Raw genomic sequence first — 16,947 nt, forward strand, 5'->3', positions numbered from 1 at the left:
CGATGGCGACAATTCAGCAACTCGACGCAACGTTATCAAATAAAATTGCCGCTGGCGAAGTGGTCGAGCGTCCTGCCTCCATTGTAAAGGAACTAGTAGAAAATGCGATTGATGCCAAGAGTACGCAAATCTTAGTTGAGATCGTAGAAGGTGGGCTGCAATCCATTCGCATCGTAGACAATGGTATAGGCATTGCAGCTGAAGAGATTGGCTTGGCATTTGCCCGGCATGCCACGTCGAAAATCCAGTCTGACCGTGACTTATTTACCATTCGTACGCTTGGCTTTAGAGGCGAGGCGTTGCCGAGTATTGCTTCGGTTGCCCGTGTCGAGCTGCAGTCAAGTACAGGGGGCGCAGGCGCGTGTATTTTGCTTGAAGGTGGCAAAGAGGTGAAGCACGGCCCTGCGGAAGCCCGGCGTGGCACAACTATTTGCGTCACCGACTTGTTTTATAACACACCGGCACGATTAAAGTATTTGAAAACTGTCTCGACGGAAGCGGGTCATATCAGTGATGTCATCAACCGGATGGCGTTGGCCTATCCGGGGATTTCTTTTCAGTACGTGAGTGACGGGAAAACGATTTTACAAACAAGTGGCAATGGCGACCTGCGGCAAGTGATTGCCCAAGTGTATGGTCGCAACACCGCGCATGAAATGATCAAGATTGACGGTACATCACTTGATTATGAGATTACTGGCTATATCGCGAGACCGATGTTGACGCGAGCGAGTCGTCAGTATATGTCGCTGTTTATTAATGGACGTTACATTCGCAATTTCAAATTGGCACAGGCGATTCAACAAGGGTTTCATACCCTTTTACCAATTGGTCGTTATCCAATTGCGGTCATTCAACTTAAAATGGATCCGATCCTCATTGATGTAAATGTGCATCCAGCAAAATTAGAAGTACGGCTGAGTAAGGAAGAAGCGTTGTCAGAAGTGATTACGACGAGCATTAAACAAGCGTTACGGGCCGAGGCGCTCATTCCGGAACCGACAAAGCAGTCACTAGAAAAGAAACAAGCAGGAGAAAAGCAATTGTCATTGTCGTTTTCTGCCCCTCCGCAACAGGAGCAGCAACTTGCATACGAACCGCAGCCAGAAATACCTCGTGCGGTGCAAGAAACAGCTTCTCTATATGAAAGCACACCCTTACCGGTGGCAGAGCCAGTGCAACAAGTTAAAACACCGTTGCTAGAGGAAGACAAAGAGAATGCTGATCAAGAGATTGCGGTGACGACCGATGAACAGTTGGCTCAACCAGACCGAGCTACGTCGTTATTGCCAACGCTTTATCCCGTTGGCCAAGTTCACGGGACATACATTATTGCCCAAAATGAACAAGGAATGTATTTAATTGATCAGCATGCTGCGCAGGAACGAATTAAATATGAATATTTTCGCGCCAAACTAGCGGAAGTCGCACCTGAAACGCAAGCGATGCTCGCGCCGTTAACAATGGAATTCACAAACCGAGAGACGTTAGTCATTACAGAGTCAATCGAAAAACTAGAAGCGGTCGGCGTGTTTTTAACGGCTTTTGGGAAAAATACTTTTATTGTACGCGCACACCCTGTTTGGTTTCCAAGTGCGGAAATCGAGTCACTGATTCGTGAAATGGTCGCACAACTTCTATCGCAAAAACAAGTAAGTATTGCTGATTTACGTGAGGAAGCGGCCATCCTGATGAGTTGTAAAGCGGCGATCAAAGCGAACCATCATTTACGAGATGATGAAATGGTGCAGCTGCTTGAAACATTGCAACGTTGTGAAGAACCATTTACGTGCCCACACGGACGTCCAGTGGTCATCCATTTTTCAACCTATGAATTAGAAAAAATGTTTAAACGGGTCATGTAGAGGAGCACCGAAGATGATTGTGACAACAGCACGTAAGCAAGCGCACACGTTTATTGCACAAGCAAAAAAATATGCTGAGACATTGGCGGTTCCTCTTGTTCCACGAGAGGACCGTTCTCTCCAGTCACTTTTTGAACAGGTCGATTCAGAAGTATTGGTTGTTGGAGCGGAGAAATTGTCATTACATAAGCAAGGTGTCCACGAACCGTTCTTTTATCACCCGAATGCGGCCCTTGTTCGTTACAAGCAATGGCGTCACACGAAGCGCGATCCACTCATTGAGGCCGCAGATTTACGGGCGGGCGATTCTTTTTTAGATGGGACACTTGGCATGGCTGCCGACGCAGTAATGGCACAACTTGCGGTGGGACCAAAGGGACGTGTGATTGGTGTAGAAGCCGATCCGCGTGTTGCCTTCATTGTGCGTGAAGGGTTACAGTCGTGGGCAGATGGCGATTATTTGGATGATTTTACGAAGGCGATGCGAACAATTGAAGTTGTTTGCGCTAAAAGCACATCTTACTTGCAGCAGTGCCCTGATCGCAGCATTGATGTCATTTATTTTGACCCGATGTTTCAAGTAGCGGTCGCTTCCCCCGGCATTGCAGGATTACGCGCCTTTGCGCATGGAGCCCCGTTGGATGATGTGATGATGACCGAAGCTAGACGTGTGGCGCGGCGGGCCATTGTATTAAAAGATCATAGAGGAAGCGAGCAGTTTGCTCGTTATGGATATACGATCCGTCGTCGTTTGCGTGCGTCTTTTCAGTATGGTGTTTTAAAGGTATAGAAAGGAAGTTTATGTATGACAAAAACATTGATTGCGGTCGTTGGACCAACCGCAGTTGGAAAAACAGCACTAGGGATTCAATTGGCGCAGAGATTTGCAGGCGAAGTCGTCAGTGGTGATGCAATGCAAGTATATAAAAGAATGGACATTGGTACAGCGAAAGTACGATTTGAAGAGATGCACGGAGTACCGCACCATTTGATTGATGTACTGGAGCCAAGTGAGTCGTGGACGGTTGCTTCGTTTCAAGAAAAAGCGCGGGTGGTGATCGATGATATTCGTGAACGGGGAAAGCGACCGATTCTTGTCGGTGGAACAGGGCTATACGTGCAAGCAATTACGCATGCACTTGATTTTAATGAGGCGAGTAGTGATCCAGATTTCCGGGCACGGATGGAGGCATACGCCAAGGCACACGGGGAAGCAGCGTTACATGCTTGTTTAGCTGAGCAAGACATGGCGGCCGCACAACGCATTCATCCGAATAATTCGCGGCGGGTTATTCGTGCGCTGGAAGTTATTCATGTGACAGGAAAACCGTATTCCGCACAAGAACAAGCACCCGCAACGGAGCGAGTGATCATGATCGGTTTGACGATGGCACGGGAGCGTTTGTATGAACGGATTAATCAGCGCGTCGATGAGATGATGACGGCGGGATTGTTAGAAGAAGTGAGACAATTACATGAAGAAGGCATCCGCGGGCAGTCGATCCAGGCGATCGGCTATAAAGAATTGTATCAGTATTTAGATGGCGAAGTATCTTTGGCAGAAGCAGTTGCCCAGTTGAAGCAAAACTCTCGGCGCTATGCAAAGCGACAATTGACCTGGTTTCGGAACCGGAGTGAAGCAGTGTGGTTTCATATGGATGAAGACGAGCCAGCGCGGGTCTTTGAAAAAATATTTGCTTTTATAGAAGGAAAATTGTCTTACGAGCACGAATAAGTTCATACAGATGATTGTATATACAGAGAGAGGGGTTTTCCGTATGAAAGCATCAGTGAACATTCAAGACCAGTTTTTGAATCAATTGAGAAAAGAAAATGTACCCGTTACCGTATTTTTGTTAAATGGGTTTCAATTACGTGGGCACATTAAAGGATTCGATAATTTTACCGTCATGATTGAAACAGAAGGACGACAACAGCTCGTTTATAAGCATGCGATTTCAACTTTCGCCCCGCAAAAAAATATCCAACTAAATAATGGATCAGATGAATAAAATGAAAAACCGAGCAAACTTGAGCTGCTCGGTTTTTCAATGGTTTCAGCCAGTCAAGTCACGTTTTCGATAAGCGATGTGCCCGGCGGTGATGAGCACGATACAGATTGCAGAAAGGATTAGCGTTGATATGAGACTGACGTCTTCGATGGGCACTTGTGGGACATGACCAAATGGTGAGAGCGATTGAATCCATTCTGGGACACTCAACAAGTCTCCTAAATAAATCACGAAAAACGAGAAGCCAAGGTATAACCAAATGAGCCATGAAAATTGCGGGCGAAAACCAATGACGCCAATGGTAACCGCAATGACAATCCACATTGCCGGGATGTAAACAGCCGCAGCTTGTATCACGCTACCGACTGTCATCGGATCTTCGACGACCGCTTGCATACTGATGACCAAACCGAATGTTGCAGCACCTAACATGACGATGCTACCGACGAGCCCTAAAGTGCTATACGTCGCCATTAACTTCAATCGCGAGATCGCATGCGTCAGTAGCGGTTCATTGCGGGCTTGATTTTCCTCTGATTTGAGTTTTGTTGCAAGTAAAATACCTGGGATGGTCGAGAAGATCGCGATCAGCGACATGATCTTTGCCAAAAACGATTCAGATAATGAAAACTCGCTTGTGATCGGGAGTAACTCCGAGATCATTTCATTGCTCTCAAAAAAGCTTTCTAAATCGCCAAAAATGGAACCGTAAGAAACACCGAGAATCAACAGTCCAATGAACCATGAGATCATCGCTGTTCGTTGGAGCTTAAAAGCGAGGCCGAATGGTCCAGATAGACAGTGTGAAGCCGTTCTTCTACCACGCCGTGTCGGAAAAAAGCCAGCTTGAAAGTCTCGAGTGGTATATAGTGTGAGCGCGAGAGCAGCGAATACAATTGCTGTGCCACCTAGTAGAAAAATCGGCCACCAATGATTGGTGACGAAAGCTTCGACGGCCACGGTCCAACCTAGTGGAGAAAAAAGCGACAATGTTTCATTTGAAACATCACCAACGGCACGTAGTAAAAAGGCGGCACCTAGGAAGGCAAATGGGAGGCCGATTGTTCCCCGACCACTTTCACATAGCTGTGCAAAGATGATTGTGACCGCGGCGAAGAAAAAGCCAGTTGCACCGAGTGCGCTCCCATAAATCCAGGACCCAGCTGCATCGATACTATCAATTTGTAAGGAAAGTAAGCTGAGGCTAACCCCGCTGGCCAAGGCGATATTTGTGAGCAGTAGCACGATGAGTGTGGCGCTTACATTCGCCAGTCGACCGACTGGGAGCGAGCGGAGAAGTTCGGTTCTACCTTCTTCCTCTTCGGTGCGGGTATGACGAGCGACAAGCAAAATATTCATGATCGCGACAACAACTGCTGTAAAGAGCAACATTTGATGGGCCATCATCGCACCTTCTGTATAATGATCCAGTCCATACCCCGGTCCAACCATTGCAATCATCGCTGGATTATTCATCGTCTCTGCGATTGTCTGGCGTTCCTCGTCAGAAGGATATAATTGTGCAAGGGAAGAAGCGGTGAGGAAAGTGATTGCGATGATTGAAACAAGCCAAATAGGGATGCGGAGCCTGTCGCGACGCAAGATGAAGCGCATGAGACGGCCAGTTGCATGGAAATTTTCTGTCCACATGACGATCATGCCTCCCCTGCATCGTTGTAGTGCCGCATAAATAAGTCTTCCAATGTCAGTGGCGTGCTTTGCAGCTTCAAAATACCAAATGAGCTGATGTAGCGCATGACCGTATCCAGCGCGGTTTCATCCGCATAAAAGGATGCTGTATGGCCGTGGGCGTCAATCTCATAAACACCACTTTGTTCATGCAATGCGGGTATTTGCTCTTGCGTCTCGACCGTCACATGAATGCGTGTCAAATGCCGTAATTGGGCCAGGGTACCGGATTCAATGACTTGCCCTTGGCGAATAATGGCGACACGGTCACACAAACGTTCAACTTCGGACAAAATATGAGAGGAGAGTAAGATACTTTTGCCTTCTTGCTTGGCAGATTGAACACAATCTTGAAAGACACGTTCCATCAACGGATCAAGACCGGATGTTGGTTCATCGAGCAAATACAAATCACTGTCTGCGGCAAATGCCGTAATTAAAGCGACCTTTTGCCGATTTCCTTTTGAATAAGTACGACATTTCTTTGTAGGGTCTAACTGAAACTGTTCAATAAGTTGTTGCACGCGAGTTGTCCGTGCTTTGCCACGTAGCTTTAATAAAAAATCGATTACTTCGCCGCCAGTTAGATTTGGCCATAAATTGACATCACCAGGCACATAGGAGATACGTCTATGAATATCCACGGCATCTTTCCAAACATTCTTCCCAAAGATGGTCGCTTCTCCTGAAGAAGCTTTTAACATCCCGAGTAAAATACGAATGGTTGTTGACTTTCCCGCACCATTAGGTCCGATAAATCCGTAGACTTCCCCATGCTCAACTTGCATATTAACGCCATTTAATGCGTGGGTTGTGCCAAATTGTTTTGTTAAGTCTTTCGTTTCCAATACGGGCATGTTTGCGCCCTCCTTTGTTATGAACTTTTTAACTATATATACTTCATAATATACAATATGTATGTCGGTGGCAAGTAGTTATGAGTCAAGTTTTTCGTTGTTTTTCAGGGCGTTTTTCCTTACAATAAGATGGAGGTGAGTGAAGGATGGATGGATTTGCCCGAAGGAGAGCAAAAAAAGAACAACAAATTATTGCGGCTGCGAAGAAGTTATTCATGGCATATGGTGTGCAAAAAGTGGCAATCACAGAAATTGCGCAAGAGGCGCGCGTGTCACAAGTAACCATCTATAATTATTTCAAAAATAAACATCGTCTTGTTTATGAAGTGATCTTAGCAATGATGGAAGAATCAGCGCAAATGTTTGTGGACATTGTTTACAGTGATCAAGCATTCCCAGAAAAAATGAAGCAAATGATGGCTTACAAAATAGAGATTTCACAAAAAATTAATGAAGAGTTTTATCATTATATGATGAAAGAATATGTCAAGCAGGGAGGGCAGTTGGAAACTTTTATGCAAGAGAAAATCATGAAGCACTGGCATGTCTTGTTAGCTGAGGGGAGAGCGTATGGCTATATTGATCCGACCATTTCAGATGAGGCCATTCTTTTTTATTTTGAAATGATGAGGGACTGTGTGCGGCAACAAGAAGTCTATCAAAAGATTTTGCCGCTTACTGAAGATATTACAAAGCTCTTTTTTTACGGTTTGATCGGGAAGAGTAGAGATGAAGGGAACACAACATCGTGAAGACATTTCTATATTTTGGTTACGGACAGGCACTTTCCTGTGTGTTTCCTGTCATTATTTTTCTTACTTTAGCATTCAGCCAATGGTTCAGTGTCCCATTTTTACCACGTTACGATTTGATCTTGATCGTGTGTTTGCTTGCGCAAGGCGCGATGCTTTATTTTAAGTTAGAGACGTTGGATGAACTGAAAGTGATTTGTCTGTTTCATCTCATTGGTTTAGGACTTGAGATTTACAAAGTGCATATGGGCTCTTGGGTGTATCCAGAAGAGGCGTATAGTATGATTTTTGGGGTGCCGCTTTATAGTGGGTTCATGTATGCGAGTGTGGCAAGTTATATTTGTCAAGCATGGCGACGCTTTGACTTGCGAATGACAGGCTGGCCACGGTCGTTGTATGCAGTTAGTTTATGTGTATTGATTTATGCAAATTTCTTTACGCATCACTTCGTTTGGGATGCTCGTTGGCTACTGAAAGGATTACTTATTCTTGTGTTTTTGCGGACGGTCGTATTTTTCCGTGTGAATGGGAAGGTCTTTCGTATGCCACTGACGGTGTCGTTTTTGTTGATCGGGTTTTTTATTTGGATTGCCGAAAATATTACGACATTCTACGGTGCATGGCAATACCCGAATCAAGAGGCGACATGGTCGCTTGTACACATCGGTAAAATTAGTTCATGGTTTTTGTTGTGTGTCATTAGCGTGATCATTGTCGCGCAGTTGAAACGGGTAAAACTTGGACAGGCGCTCACCTCTTCACAACATCAATCGCGTGGTGAAAAGTAATTCATTATATAAAAGGAGATGATCGGATGGCGATTCAAGGGCTAAATCATTTTTGTTTTTCAGTAAGTGACTTACATCGTTCAATTGATTTTTATGAGCAAGTATTTTCGGCGACATTGTTAGTAAAAGGGCATCAAACAGCCTATTTTGATGTAAATGGGATGTGGTTTGCTTTAAATGAGGAAAAAGACATCCCGCGTCAAGAGATTCGTGCATCTTATACACATGTTGCGTTTTCGGTCGCAGAAAAAGAGTTAGACCAGTTGTATGAGCGATTGCTTGTGGCAGGGGCGACTGTGCTTTCCGGGCGACCACGCGACGCGCGTGATAAAAAGTCCATTTACTTTACAGACCCAGACGGACATAAGTTTGAATTTCATACAGGTACGCGGGAAGATCGGCTTGCTTACTATCGAGAAACAAAGCCGCATATGGTGTTTCCAAATATTGATTGAACAAAGTGTCTATTTATTTTCACACATTCATACATTGTGGTATAGTACTTTTAAGCGCTTGCATCATCCTTGGACAGTTGGTTGAGCGTGAAAGGAGCCATGTCAGTGGCTTCTTTTTGGTGTTTATATCACAGCATAAGGAGAAAAGAATATGAGGCAAGTGATCGTCACACCTTATCAAACAGCATGGATAGATCAATTTGTATGTGAAGCAGTACGATTAAAACATATTTTTGCAAATCACATCGTTGCATGTCACCATATTGGAAGCACAGCTGTACCCGGACTGTTAGCAAAGCCGGTGATTGATGTATTAATAGAGGTGCACGAACCAATTGTGCGTGTAGACGAGTTAAATGAAGCGATGAAGCAAATTGGCTATGAGGCAAAGGGAGAGAACGGGATCGAGGGGCGACGCTATTTTCAAAAGGGTGGGGATCAGCGTACACATCACGTACACGTGTTTGAAACAGGCAGCAGGGACGTATGCCGCCATTTAGCAGTACGCGATTATTTACGTGCACACCCGAAGGAAGCGCACGCGTATGGCGAATTAAAACGGATTCTTGCGGCAATGCACCCTACAAATATCACTGCATATATTTCAGGTAAACATGAACATGTGCAACAACTGGAGGCTGCAGCACTTGCGTGGTATATGCAGTGAAGCGTGTGAGGCAAAATGTTTTTGAGCACGTTTTCTAGGCTTTTGTCACGTTTTGGACTGTGCTTGCGTATACTGTTATAAGTAAGCAGTGGGGCGCACGAGTCGTTCGAGGAGGTGGAGGCGAGTGACCCATCCACTAAAGGCGAGAGAGGGCGCACGGATTAATGTGGTCTTGAATAAAGCGCCAACCAAACGAGTGAGCACAGATTGGTTCGTATCTGAAGACGAAAAAGAGAAGCATGAGGTGCTGGCTCGGTTTGAAAAGAAGCTCTCAGCTTTTATCGGTTTGTCTGAGATTAAATCGCTTATTAAAGAGTTATACGCGTGGATTTATGTGAATGAGCGTCGAAAAGAGCATGGTTTACTTGTTACAAAACAAGTACTCCATATGGTGTTCAAAGGGAATCCAGGAACGGGGAAAACATCTATTGCTAGGTTGATTGCATCTTTTTTGCATGATATGAAGGTGCTTTCAAAAGGGCATTTTTTAGAAGTAGAACGGGCTGATTTGGTTGGGGAGTACATTGGACATACTGCACAAAAAACACGTGAAGTACTCAAACAGGCGAATGGCGGTGTCCTTTTTATCGACGAGGCGTATGCATTGTCACGTGGCGGAGAGAAAGATTTTGGTAAAGAAGCGATTGATACACTTGTAAAAGGAATGGAAGACAAAGCCAATGAGTTTGTATTAATCATTGCTGGTTACTGTGAAGAAATGGACTATTTCATGTCACTCAATCCCGGCTTGCCTTCGCGGTTTCCTATTGCGGTGACTTTCCCAAACTATACAGTGGATCAATTAATGGACATGTTGCGTAATATGGCGAAAGAACGCGATTATGTATTAGTAGAGAGTGCATATAAGGGGGTACGCGCACATATTAAGCGTGTCATTGAAGAAGAAGCCCATACATTCAGCAATGGTCGCTATATCCGCAATTTAATGGAGGAGGCCATTCGTCTTCAGGCAGTTCGAATCATGAAGCAAAATGATTACACAAAGCAAGCGTTGCAACAACTAAGGTTAGAAGATTTTGACTTATCAAGTCGATAATACGAACCTTTTTTTTGCAGAGAAAGCGACTTTTTGACAAAATCATGGTACGATAAGTTGTAGGAAGAAAATATCGTTTTGGACAATAAAGTGGGTTGAATTTCATTGAAGGAAAAACGTTTATTTACAAATGAGGTACAAGAATTACTTGACCAAGTAGAGGCAACGCTCCAATATGAGCACGGACAAATTGAAGCGACTGCACTGGTCAACCAAAAACGCGTGCTTGATGCATTTCGTGCACACCAAGTATCTGATTTTCATTTCACGCCATCTACAGGTTATGGTTATGACGACGTTGGGCGAGATACACTAGAAGCCATTTATGCAGATGTATTTGGTGGAGAAGCTGGGCTTGTCCGCGGACAAATTGTTTCCGGGACGCATGCGATTGCGACCGCATTGTTTGGTGTCCTTCGTCCAGGCGATGCGTTATTATATATTACCGGCAAACCATACGACACGCTTGAAGAGATTGTTGGTATACGTGGAAACGGGAAAGGTTCTTTAAAAGATTACGGTGTATCTTATGATGCAATCGCATTGAAAAATGAGGCGATTGACCGAGAAGCGATTGCGCGTGCGATTTGTCCGAACACAAAGGTGGTAGGCATTCAGCGCTCAAGAGGTTATGGCGATCGTCCATCTTTCACAGTGGCCGAAATTGGAGACATGATTGCGTATGTAAAAAGTTTAAAGCAAGATGTGATTGTCTTTGTTGATAACTGTTATGGTGAATTTGTAGAGACAGAAGAGCCATGTCATGTTGGGGCTGACTTGATTGCGGGTTCTTTAATTAAAAACCCAGGAGGTGGCATTGCGAAAACAGGCGGCTATGTCATTGGGCGTACGGACCTCGTGGAGCTTGCTTCATATCGTTTGGCGGCACCAGGTATTGGTGCTGAAGGAGGAGCAAGTTTACATACCCTTTTGGACATGTATCAAGGATTTTTTCTCGCACCGCATGTGGTTTCACAAGCATTGAAAGGGGCCGTATTGACGGCTGCATTACTCGAAAAACTCGGTTTGCGCACGACGCCTTGTTCTTCTAGTGTACGAACGGATTTGATTCAAGCAGTGCACTTTGATACAGCTGCGCAGATGGTCACATTTTGTCAGGCGATTCAGCAGGCTTCACCTGTCAATGGGCATGTGGTACCTCAACCAAGTCCGATGCCAGGGTATGCAGATGATGTCATTATGGCTGCTGGGACATTTGTTCAAGGAGCAAGCATTGAATTAACTGCAGATGGACCGCTCCGACCGCCGTACACCGTTTACGTTCAAGGAGGTCTCACGTACGAACACGTGAAACTTGCCGTCATACAAGCGATTGAGAAGACCTTTTTTTCCTCAGAATCGTAAGAACCTTCTTGGAGGCATATCATTTTTCTTGACTTCCAATTTTTCTTTTAGTACGATACTTTCAGGTGTAGAAACACGATTTTTAACGATAACTACGGGAGAATAGAGGGCGCTGCCCTTTTTCTAATATAAAAAAAGCATGATAAGGGTGAGAGGAGAGGACGTATGTCAAAGTATACAAAGGAAGACATTGTTCGTATTGCTAAAGAGGAGAATGTTCGCTTTATTCGTCTTCAATTCACAGATTTGCTCGGTACGATTAAAAATGTAGAAATTCCGGTAAGCCAAATCGAAAAGGCGCTTGACAACAAAATGATGTTCGATGGTTCTTCAATTGAAGGATTTGTCCGGATTGAAGAGTCAGACATGTATTTGTACCCAGATTTAGACACGTGGGTTGTATTTCCATGGACGCAGGAAAAAGGAAAAGTCGCTCGTTTAATTTGTGATGTCTATCAACCTGGAAAGCCAGGTGAGGAGCCAACACCGTTTGAAGGGGATCCACGTGGGATTTTAAAGCGCGTGTTAAAAGAAGCACGCGAGCTTGGGTTTACAAGTTTTAATATTGGTCCTGAGCCAGAGTTCTTTTTATTTAAGAATGACGAAAAAGGTGAGCCAACGTTAGAATTAAATGACAAAGGTGGCTATTTCGACCTTGCACCGACAGACTTAGGGGAAAATTGTCGCCGTGACATTGTCCTAGAATTGGAGGATATGGGTTTTGAAATTGAGGCGTCTCATCATGAAGTGGCACCGGGACAGCATGAAATAGATTTTAAATATGCAGATGCGATCACCACATGTGATAACATTCAAACATTTAAATTGGTTGTTAAAACGATTGCGCGCAAACATGGCTTACATGCAACATTTATGCCAAAACCGTTATTTGGTGTGAATGGTTCGGGTATGCATTTGAACATGTCGCTTTTTAATGAGAAAGGGAATGCGTTTTATGATCAACAATCAGAAACACAACTGAGCACAACAGCGATGCAATTTTTAGGTGGTATTTTAGACCATGCGAAAGGATTTACGGCGATTACGAATCCGATTGTTAATTCTTATAAACGACTAGTTCCTGGCTATGAGGCACCTGTGTACATCGCTTGGTCACTACGTAACCGCTCACCACTTGTCCGCATTCCTTCTTCGCGTGGCGTGTCAACACGGATCGAAGTTCGGAGTCCTGACCCATCTGCAAATCCTTACTTGGCAATGGCATTAATGCTTGCAGCAGGTTTGGATGGGGTGAAGCGGAAGCTGACGCCACCGTCACAAACAAGTGGCAATATTTATGACATGAACAAATCTGAACGAGTGCAGTCAGGAATTGAAGCGTTGCCTTCAACGTTAAAAGATGCATTAAATGAGCTAGAAAAAGATCAAGTGCTCGTTCAGGCACTTGGCAATCATGCATTCGAGCATTTTATGGAAGCAAAAGAAGTAGAATGGGATCAATTTCGGACCCAAGTACATGCATGGGAACGAGATCAGTTTTTAAGTTCATATTAACCTCTGTTTTGCTTCGCGTAGGCATTTCCATAAAAGACAGCAGCCATGGGAAAAACGTTTTCCATGGCTGTTTCGTCGGGTGAATATGACTTTTGTGTTTATAAGCATGTTATAATAGAGGTTGTCATACAAATAGGAACATATATGGTCGTCTTAAAACCAACATGATGATTCTCTACTTTGCCACATCATCATACGCGGGATAAAAAATGAAAGAGGGTTTCCGTTGACGAACTTTATGAGTAAAAGAATGGTCAAGATCGTGCTTGTAATCGTTTTGTTGGTTGTTGCTTGTTTTTTAATACTACCAATTTCATTGCCGTTGATTGCGGCATATTTAACAGCATTGTTATTGCTTCCAGGTGTGAAACTACTTCACCAACGTTTAAAAGTGAGTTATTCCATATCTGTGTTGCTCGTTTTTGGGATATTTATTTTCTTGCTGGCAATTGGCACATATTTTTTGACAACCACAGTTGTGACACAAGGCACGCGTTTAGTTGAAAACCTACCTCATTATATTCGAGAAATTAATCAAGGCTGGCTTAACTTTCAACATGATCTTCGGGCCAATGATAGCATCCCAACAGAATTTGTCCAGGCATTGAATCAAGAAGTGACCCAAGTATTAAACAATCTTGGTGCGTATGTAAATGATTTAAATCTCATTGCTCGGGTTGCAACAGTTGTGTCGAGTATTCCGGGATATTTGGTGTCATTTCTTGTTTATTTGATTGGATTATTTTTATTCTTACTAGAGATGCCGAAACTAAAAGTATTATTTTATGGGATGTTGACTGAGCGGTCAAGAGAAAAAGTATCGTTTATGTTTACGCGGCTGTCACATGTTATTTTAGGTTTTTTAAAGGCACAATTTCTCGTAAGCATCCCGATTTTTCTCGTTTCTTTCCTGTTTTTGTTATGGGCTGCACCAGAAGTTGCGTTGCTTGCGGCGTTACTCATCTGGGTGATTGACTTGATCCCCATTATTGGTTCAATCATTGTATTAGCGCCTTGGGGAATTGTTCAGCTATTAACTGGTGACGTAGGGATGGCAACGAAGCTGTTTATATTGGCAGCCGTATTGCTCATTATTCGACGGACATTAGAGCCAAAAGTGATGAGTATCCACATTGGATTGTCTCCACTTGCGACACTCATTTCGATGTATCTCGGGCTGATGTTGTTTGGTGTCCTTGGTTTTGTGGTTGGTCCGCTTATTATGATTGGATTCATTTCAGCGAAGGAAGCAGGGATTATTAAGTTCAATTTTAAAATATGAAGACATAAATGGAAAAGGCCATCCGTTGTGGAAGGTCTTTTTTGTGTGCTTGACAAGGGATCGTTCGTTCTGTAATATAAGAACATACGATCTGTTGTGTGGAGGTATATATGTCAACTTTTTCACGTGTTATTGAGTTACCAGAGCCCCGAAATGATGAAAGTAGAAAAATCATTCATATTGATATGGACGCTTTCTTTTCTTCAGTTGAAGAGCGCGAGCGGCCTTCATTGCGAGGGAAGCCAGTGATTATTGCAAAGCACCCACGAAAAACAGGCGGCAAAGGTATTGTCTCAACGGCAAATTATATTGCTCGGCAATATGGTGTGCGTTCTGCCATGAGTGCGTATGAGGCGTATCAACGTTGTCCAGAAGGTATTTTTATTGAGGGAAACTATGCGGCATATCAGAAAGCTTCGGCACAAATTCAATCGATCATGAAACGTTACACCGATATGATCGAGCCGATGTCTATTGATGAAGCGTATTTAGATGTGACGGAAAATAAGCATGCCTGTTGTGCCACGCAAATTGCCCAACATATCCAACGGGCAATTTGGCGTGAGCTACAATTGTCAAGTTCAGCAGGTGTATCTTACAATAAGTTTCTTGCCAAAATTGCTTCAGACATGAAAAAACCTTCCGGGCTAACGGTTGTTCCTCCTACGAAAGCAATGGCATTCATCCATAGTTTGAAAGTAGAAAAATTTCCAGGGGTCGGTCCGAAGACAGCGGCAAAAATGCATGATCTTCATATTTATACTGGGGCAGATTTGTATGCAATGGAACAATTGGATCTCATCTATCACTTTGGTAAAGCTGGTGTGACGTACTATCGACGTGTTCGCGGGATTGACCATCGACCTGTATGTATTCATCGCGAACGTCAATCTGTAGGAAAAGAACATACATATCCTCGGGCGCTTGTTGCAGAGGGAGAAGTACGAGAGGCACTGAAGAAGTTATGTCAAGAAGTTCACGTTGCATTAGGGCGGGTACGAAAAAAAGGGAAGACAGTGGTATTAAAAGTCCGTTACCGCTCTTTTGAGACATATACAAAAAGAGTCAGTGTGGCAGAGGGAATGGATGACAAATTATTGATGTTTCGCTATGTTTGTGAGCTGTGGGAAGAGATAGGTCAACTTTCAGAAGGTGTTCGTCTCCTCGGTGTGACGGTGACAAATTTGATGTCTGTTGAGGAGGAACCATTGTCTTTATTTTCTTGCCTATCGCATATGAGAGCGTAAGCCTGTCGGTTGCTTTCAATGAGGAACGGTGTTATATTTAGTGTGCCGAAACAATAGGTGGCGTCAGTTGAGTCGTTGAAGATGTAAACGAACAGTTCTATGCGGAGAAACGAAGGTGGTCTTATTGAAGTAGAAAAACGAAATATCGTGATTATGTGGATCGCGTGCTTTTTTGTTGGTGCGAGCATGACGATGATTTTGCCTTTTCTTTCTTTGTATATTGATTCTTTTGGTCATTATGAACCAGAAGAAGTGCAACGCTTTGCAGGGTGGGTCTTTGGCATTTCTTTTTTTGTAGCGTTTCTTGTGTCACCATTATGGGGAAGAATTGGTGATCGATATGGACGGAAGAAAATATTGATTGGGACTGGTTTTGGCATCGCCATTTCCGTGTTTTTTATGGGGCATGTCGAATCAGTCGGCAGCTTGTTTATTTTGCGTCTATTTATGGGGCTAGCTACAGGCTTTATACCGGCATCTATGGCTTTAATTGCAGCCCAAAGTGATAAGCGTATTGCTGGTCAGACATTAGGAACGTTAATGACGGGGCAAGTATCAGGTGGACTGCTCGGTCCTTTATTCGGTGGACTAATTGCAGATGCAGTTGGAATGCAGTATACATTCGTTCTTACATCAAGTGTATTATTTTTGACAACATTGCTTGTTATGATTGGTGTGAAGGAAGTGTTGCACGAGGAATCGGGAGAACGGAAACGCCACTATAAAGCAAAAGAAGTTCTTTCCTATATTGTCACGCATCCGATGTTGCTATTAATGATGGTCATTTCTCTCATGATCCAAATGGGTCTATTTAGTGTCCAGCCACTACTGTCATTGTATGTGGCAGAGTTGATTCACTCTCCGGGGAATATGGCGTTTCTAGCAGGTATAGCGTTTTCTGTGACGGGTTTAGGGAATTTGTTTAGCACTCGGAGATGGGGCAAGTTTGGTGATCGGGTTGGGCATGAAAAAGTTATTTTACTGTTGCTTGTTTTAGCGGGTTTGTTGTTTATCCCCCAAGCGTTTGTCAATGCTTTTTGGCAGTTACTCGTACTCCGCTTTTTGTTTGGATTAGCTGTAGGAGGACTAATTCCATGTACGACGGCATTCATTCGACAAGTTGTTCCGTCATCCATGCAAGGAGAAGTACTTGGTTATAATCAAAGTTTTCGTTTTTTAGGCAATGTGTTGGGCCCGGTGTCGGGTGGGATCCTTGCTGGTTATCTCGGTATGTCGTCGGTGTTTCTTATTTCTGGTTTATTGTTTCTTGTGACGGCTAGTATGTTGAAAGTAATGGGTTCGCATGTTCGAAGACGAGAAATGCTGGAAAAAGAGGGAAGGTAGTCTCCCTCTTTTTCCGTCTACCATCTGTGTCTAAGATTCATGCTGGTTGTTC

At 43.9% G+C, this 16,947-nt stretch carries 16 protein-coding genes; 14 read left to right on the plus strand and 2 right to left on the minus strand.

Going from position 1 to position 16,947, the window contains the following annotated elements; genetic code table 11:
- Positions 1 to 2: 2 nt before the first annotated feature.
- The 4 genes from mutL to hfq are packed head-to-tail and all read left to right on the plus strand — an operon-like array spanning position 3 to position 3,877.
- Positions 3 to 1,865 carry a DNA mismatch repair endonuclease MutL gene (mutL, locus tag NSQ26_RS04385; RefSeq protein ID WP_499719336.1) on the plus strand — a complete coding sequence of 621 codons (1,863 nt, stop codon included), beginning with the start codon at positions 3 to 5 and terminating at the stop codon, positions 1,863 to 1,865.
- A gap of 13 nt (positions 1,866 to 1,878) precedes the next feature.
- On the plus strand, positions 1,879 to 2,655 hold the full coding sequence (locus tag NSQ26_RS04390) for a class I SAM-dependent methyltransferase (protein ID WP_499719338.1): 777 nt from the start codon (positions 1,879 to 1,881) through the stop codon (positions 2,653 to 2,655).
- A 15-nt stretch (positions 2,656 to 2,670) separates the two neighbouring features.
- Complete coding sequence (miaA, locus tag NSQ26_RS04395) at positions 2,671 to 3,600, plus strand: tRNA (adenosine(37)-N6)-dimethylallyltransferase MiaA (RefSeq protein WP_499719340.1); 930 nt, start codon at positions 2,671 to 2,673, stop codon at positions 3,598 to 3,600.
- Positions 3,601 to 3,643: 43 nt separating this feature from the next.
- The gene (gene hfq / locus NSQ26_RS04400; protein ID WP_499719341.1) at positions 3,644 to 3,877 is read left to right on the plus strand and encodes an RNA chaperone Hfq; all 234 of its coding nucleotides are present in this window, start codon (positions 3,644 to 3,646) and stop codon (positions 3,875 to 3,877) included.
- A 45-nt stretch (positions 3,878 to 3,922) separates the two neighbouring features.
- On the opposite strand, the gene NSQ26_RS04405 is transcribed toward hfq, so the two are convergent.
- Both NSQ26_RS04405 and NSQ26_RS04410 read right to left on the minus strand, forming a co-directional pair.
- Positions 3,923 to 5,527: an ABC transporter permease gene (locus NSQ26_RS04405; protein WP_499719343.1), complete on the minus strand. Its 1,605-nt coding sequence runs from the start codon at positions 5,525 to 5,527 to the stop codon at positions 3,923 to 3,925.
- A gap of 5 nt (positions 5,528 to 5,532) precedes the next feature.
- Positions 5,533 to 6,423, minus strand: a complete 891-nt coding sequence (locus NSQ26_RS04410; protein WP_499719345.1) for an ABC transporter ATP-binding protein — start codon at positions 6,421 to 6,423, stop codon at positions 5,533 to 5,535.
- 146 nt (positions 6,424 to 6,569) lie between these two features.
- Between NSQ26_RS04410 and NSQ26_RS04415 the strand changes: the two genes are divergently transcribed.
- The 10 genes from NSQ26_RS04415 (at position 6,570) to NSQ26_RS04460 (ending at position 16,895) form a co-directional block, all read left to right on the plus strand.
- Positions 6,570 to 7,175 (plus strand): TetR/AcrR family transcriptional regulator, encoded by a 606-nt coding sequence (locus NSQ26_RS04415; protein WP_499719346.1) that lies wholly within the window; start codon positions 6,570 to 6,572, stop codon positions 7,173 to 7,175.
- A complete protein-coding gene (locus NSQ26_RS04420) occupies positions 7,172 to 7,963 on the plus strand; it encodes a DUF817 domain-containing protein (RefSeq protein ID WP_437182621.1) in 792 nt (263 codons plus the stop codon). The genes NSQ26_RS04415 and NSQ26_RS04420 overlap by 4 nt, the downstream gene beginning before the upstream one ends.
- Positions 7,964 to 7,989: 26 nt before the next feature.
- Positions 7,990 to 8,418, plus strand: coding sequence for a metallothiol transferase FosB (gene fosB, locus NSQ26_RS04425; RefSeq protein WP_090775106.1), 429 nt, complete (start codon positions 7,990 to 7,992; stop codon positions 8,416 to 8,418).
- 151 nt (positions 8,419 to 8,569) lie between these two features.
- The gene (locus NSQ26_RS04430; protein ID WP_090775105.1) at positions 8,570 to 9,085 is read left to right on the plus strand and encodes a GrpB family protein; all 516 of its coding nucleotides are present in this window, start codon (positions 8,570 to 8,572) and stop codon (positions 9,083 to 9,085) included.
- A 124-nt stretch (positions 9,086 to 9,209) separates the two neighbouring features.
- Positions 9,210 to 10,142 carry an AAA family ATPase gene (locus tag NSQ26_RS04435; RefSeq protein ID WP_090775103.1) on the plus strand — a complete coding sequence of 311 codons (933 nt, stop codon included), beginning with the start codon at positions 9,210 to 9,212 and terminating at the stop codon, positions 10,140 to 10,142.
- Positions 10,143 to 10,247: 105 nt separating this feature from the next.
- On the plus strand, positions 10,248 to 11,507 hold the full coding sequence (locus NSQ26_RS04440) for a methionine gamma-lyase family protein (protein ID WP_499719349.1): 1,260 nt from the start codon (positions 10,248 to 10,250) through the stop codon (positions 11,505 to 11,507).
- A gap of 165 nt (positions 11,508 to 11,672) precedes the next feature.
- Positions 11,673 to 13,022 (plus strand): type I glutamate--ammonia ligase, encoded by a 1,350-nt coding sequence (gene glnA, locus NSQ26_RS04445; protein ID WP_499719350.1) that lies wholly within the window; start codon positions 11,673 to 11,675, stop codon positions 13,020 to 13,022.
- A gap of 226 nt (positions 13,023 to 13,248) precedes the next feature.
- Entirely contained in the window at positions 13,249 to 14,304 is a 1,056-nt protein-coding gene (gene ytvI / locus NSQ26_RS04450) for a sporulation integral membrane protein YtvI (RefSeq protein WP_499719352.1), read from the plus strand.
- Positions 14,305 to 14,414: 110 nt separating this feature from the next.
- On the plus strand, positions 14,415 to 15,551 hold the full coding sequence (dinB, locus tag NSQ26_RS04455) for a DNA polymerase IV (RefSeq protein ID WP_499719354.1): 1,137 nt from the start codon (positions 14,415 to 14,417) through the stop codon (positions 15,549 to 15,551).
- A 99-nt stretch (positions 15,552 to 15,650) separates the two neighbouring features.
- Complete coding sequence (locus NSQ26_RS04460; protein ID WP_245701065.1) at positions 15,651 to 16,895, plus strand: MFS transporter; 1,245 nt, start codon at positions 15,651 to 15,653, stop codon at positions 16,893 to 16,895.
- The last annotated feature ends 52 nt before the right edge of the window (positions 16,896 to 16,947 follow it).

This window comes from Bacillus sp. FSL W7-1360 (assembly GCF_038592975.1).
In the GTDB taxonomy this organism is placed as follows: Bacteria; Bacillota; Bacilli; order Bacillales; family Bacillaceae_D; genus Shouchella; species Shouchella lonarensis.

Coding starts and splice junctions, on each gene's coding strand:
- mutL (WP_499719336.1), top strand. CDS start 3: ATGGCGACAATTCAGCAACTCGACGCAACGTTATCAAATAAAATTGCC.
- NSQ26_RS04390 (WP_499719338.1), top strand. CDS start 1,879: ATGATTGTGACAACAGCACGTAAGCAAGCGCACACGTTTATTGCACAA.
- miaA (WP_499719340.1), top strand. CDS start 2,671: ATGACAAAAACATTGATTGCGGTCGTTGGACCAACCGCAGTTGGAAAA.
- hfq (WP_499719341.1), top strand. CDS start 3,644: ATGAAAGCATCAGTGAACATTCAAGACCAGTTTTTGAATCAATTGAGA.
- NSQ26_RS04405 (WP_499719343.1), bottom strand. CDS start 5,527: ATGTGGACAGAAAATTTCCATGCAACTGGCCGTCTCATGCGCTTCATC.
- NSQ26_RS04410 (WP_499719345.1), bottom strand. CDS start 6,423: ATGCCCGTATTGGAAACGAAAGACTTAACAAAACAATTTGGCACAACC.
- NSQ26_RS04415 (WP_499719346.1), top strand. CDS start 6,570: ATGGATGGATTTGCCCGAAGGAGAGCAAAAAAAGAACAACAAATTATT.
- fosB (WP_090775106.1), top strand. CDS start 7,990: ATGGCGATTCAAGGGCTAAATCATTTTTGTTTTTCAGTAAGTGACTTA.
- NSQ26_RS04430 (WP_090775105.1), top strand. CDS start 8,570: ATGAGGCAAGTGATCGTCACACCTTATCAAACAGCATGGATAGATCAA.
- glnA (WP_499719350.1), top strand. CDS start 11,673: ATGTCAAAGTATACAAAGGAAGACATTGTTCGTATTGCTAAAGAGGAG.
- dinB (WP_499719354.1), top strand. CDS start 14,415: ATGTCAACTTTTTCACGTGTTATTGAGTTACCAGAGCCCCGAAATGAT.
- NSQ26_RS04460 (WP_245701065.1), top strand. CDS start 15,651: ATGCGGAGAAACGAAGGTGGTCTTATTGAAGTAGAAAAACGAAATATC.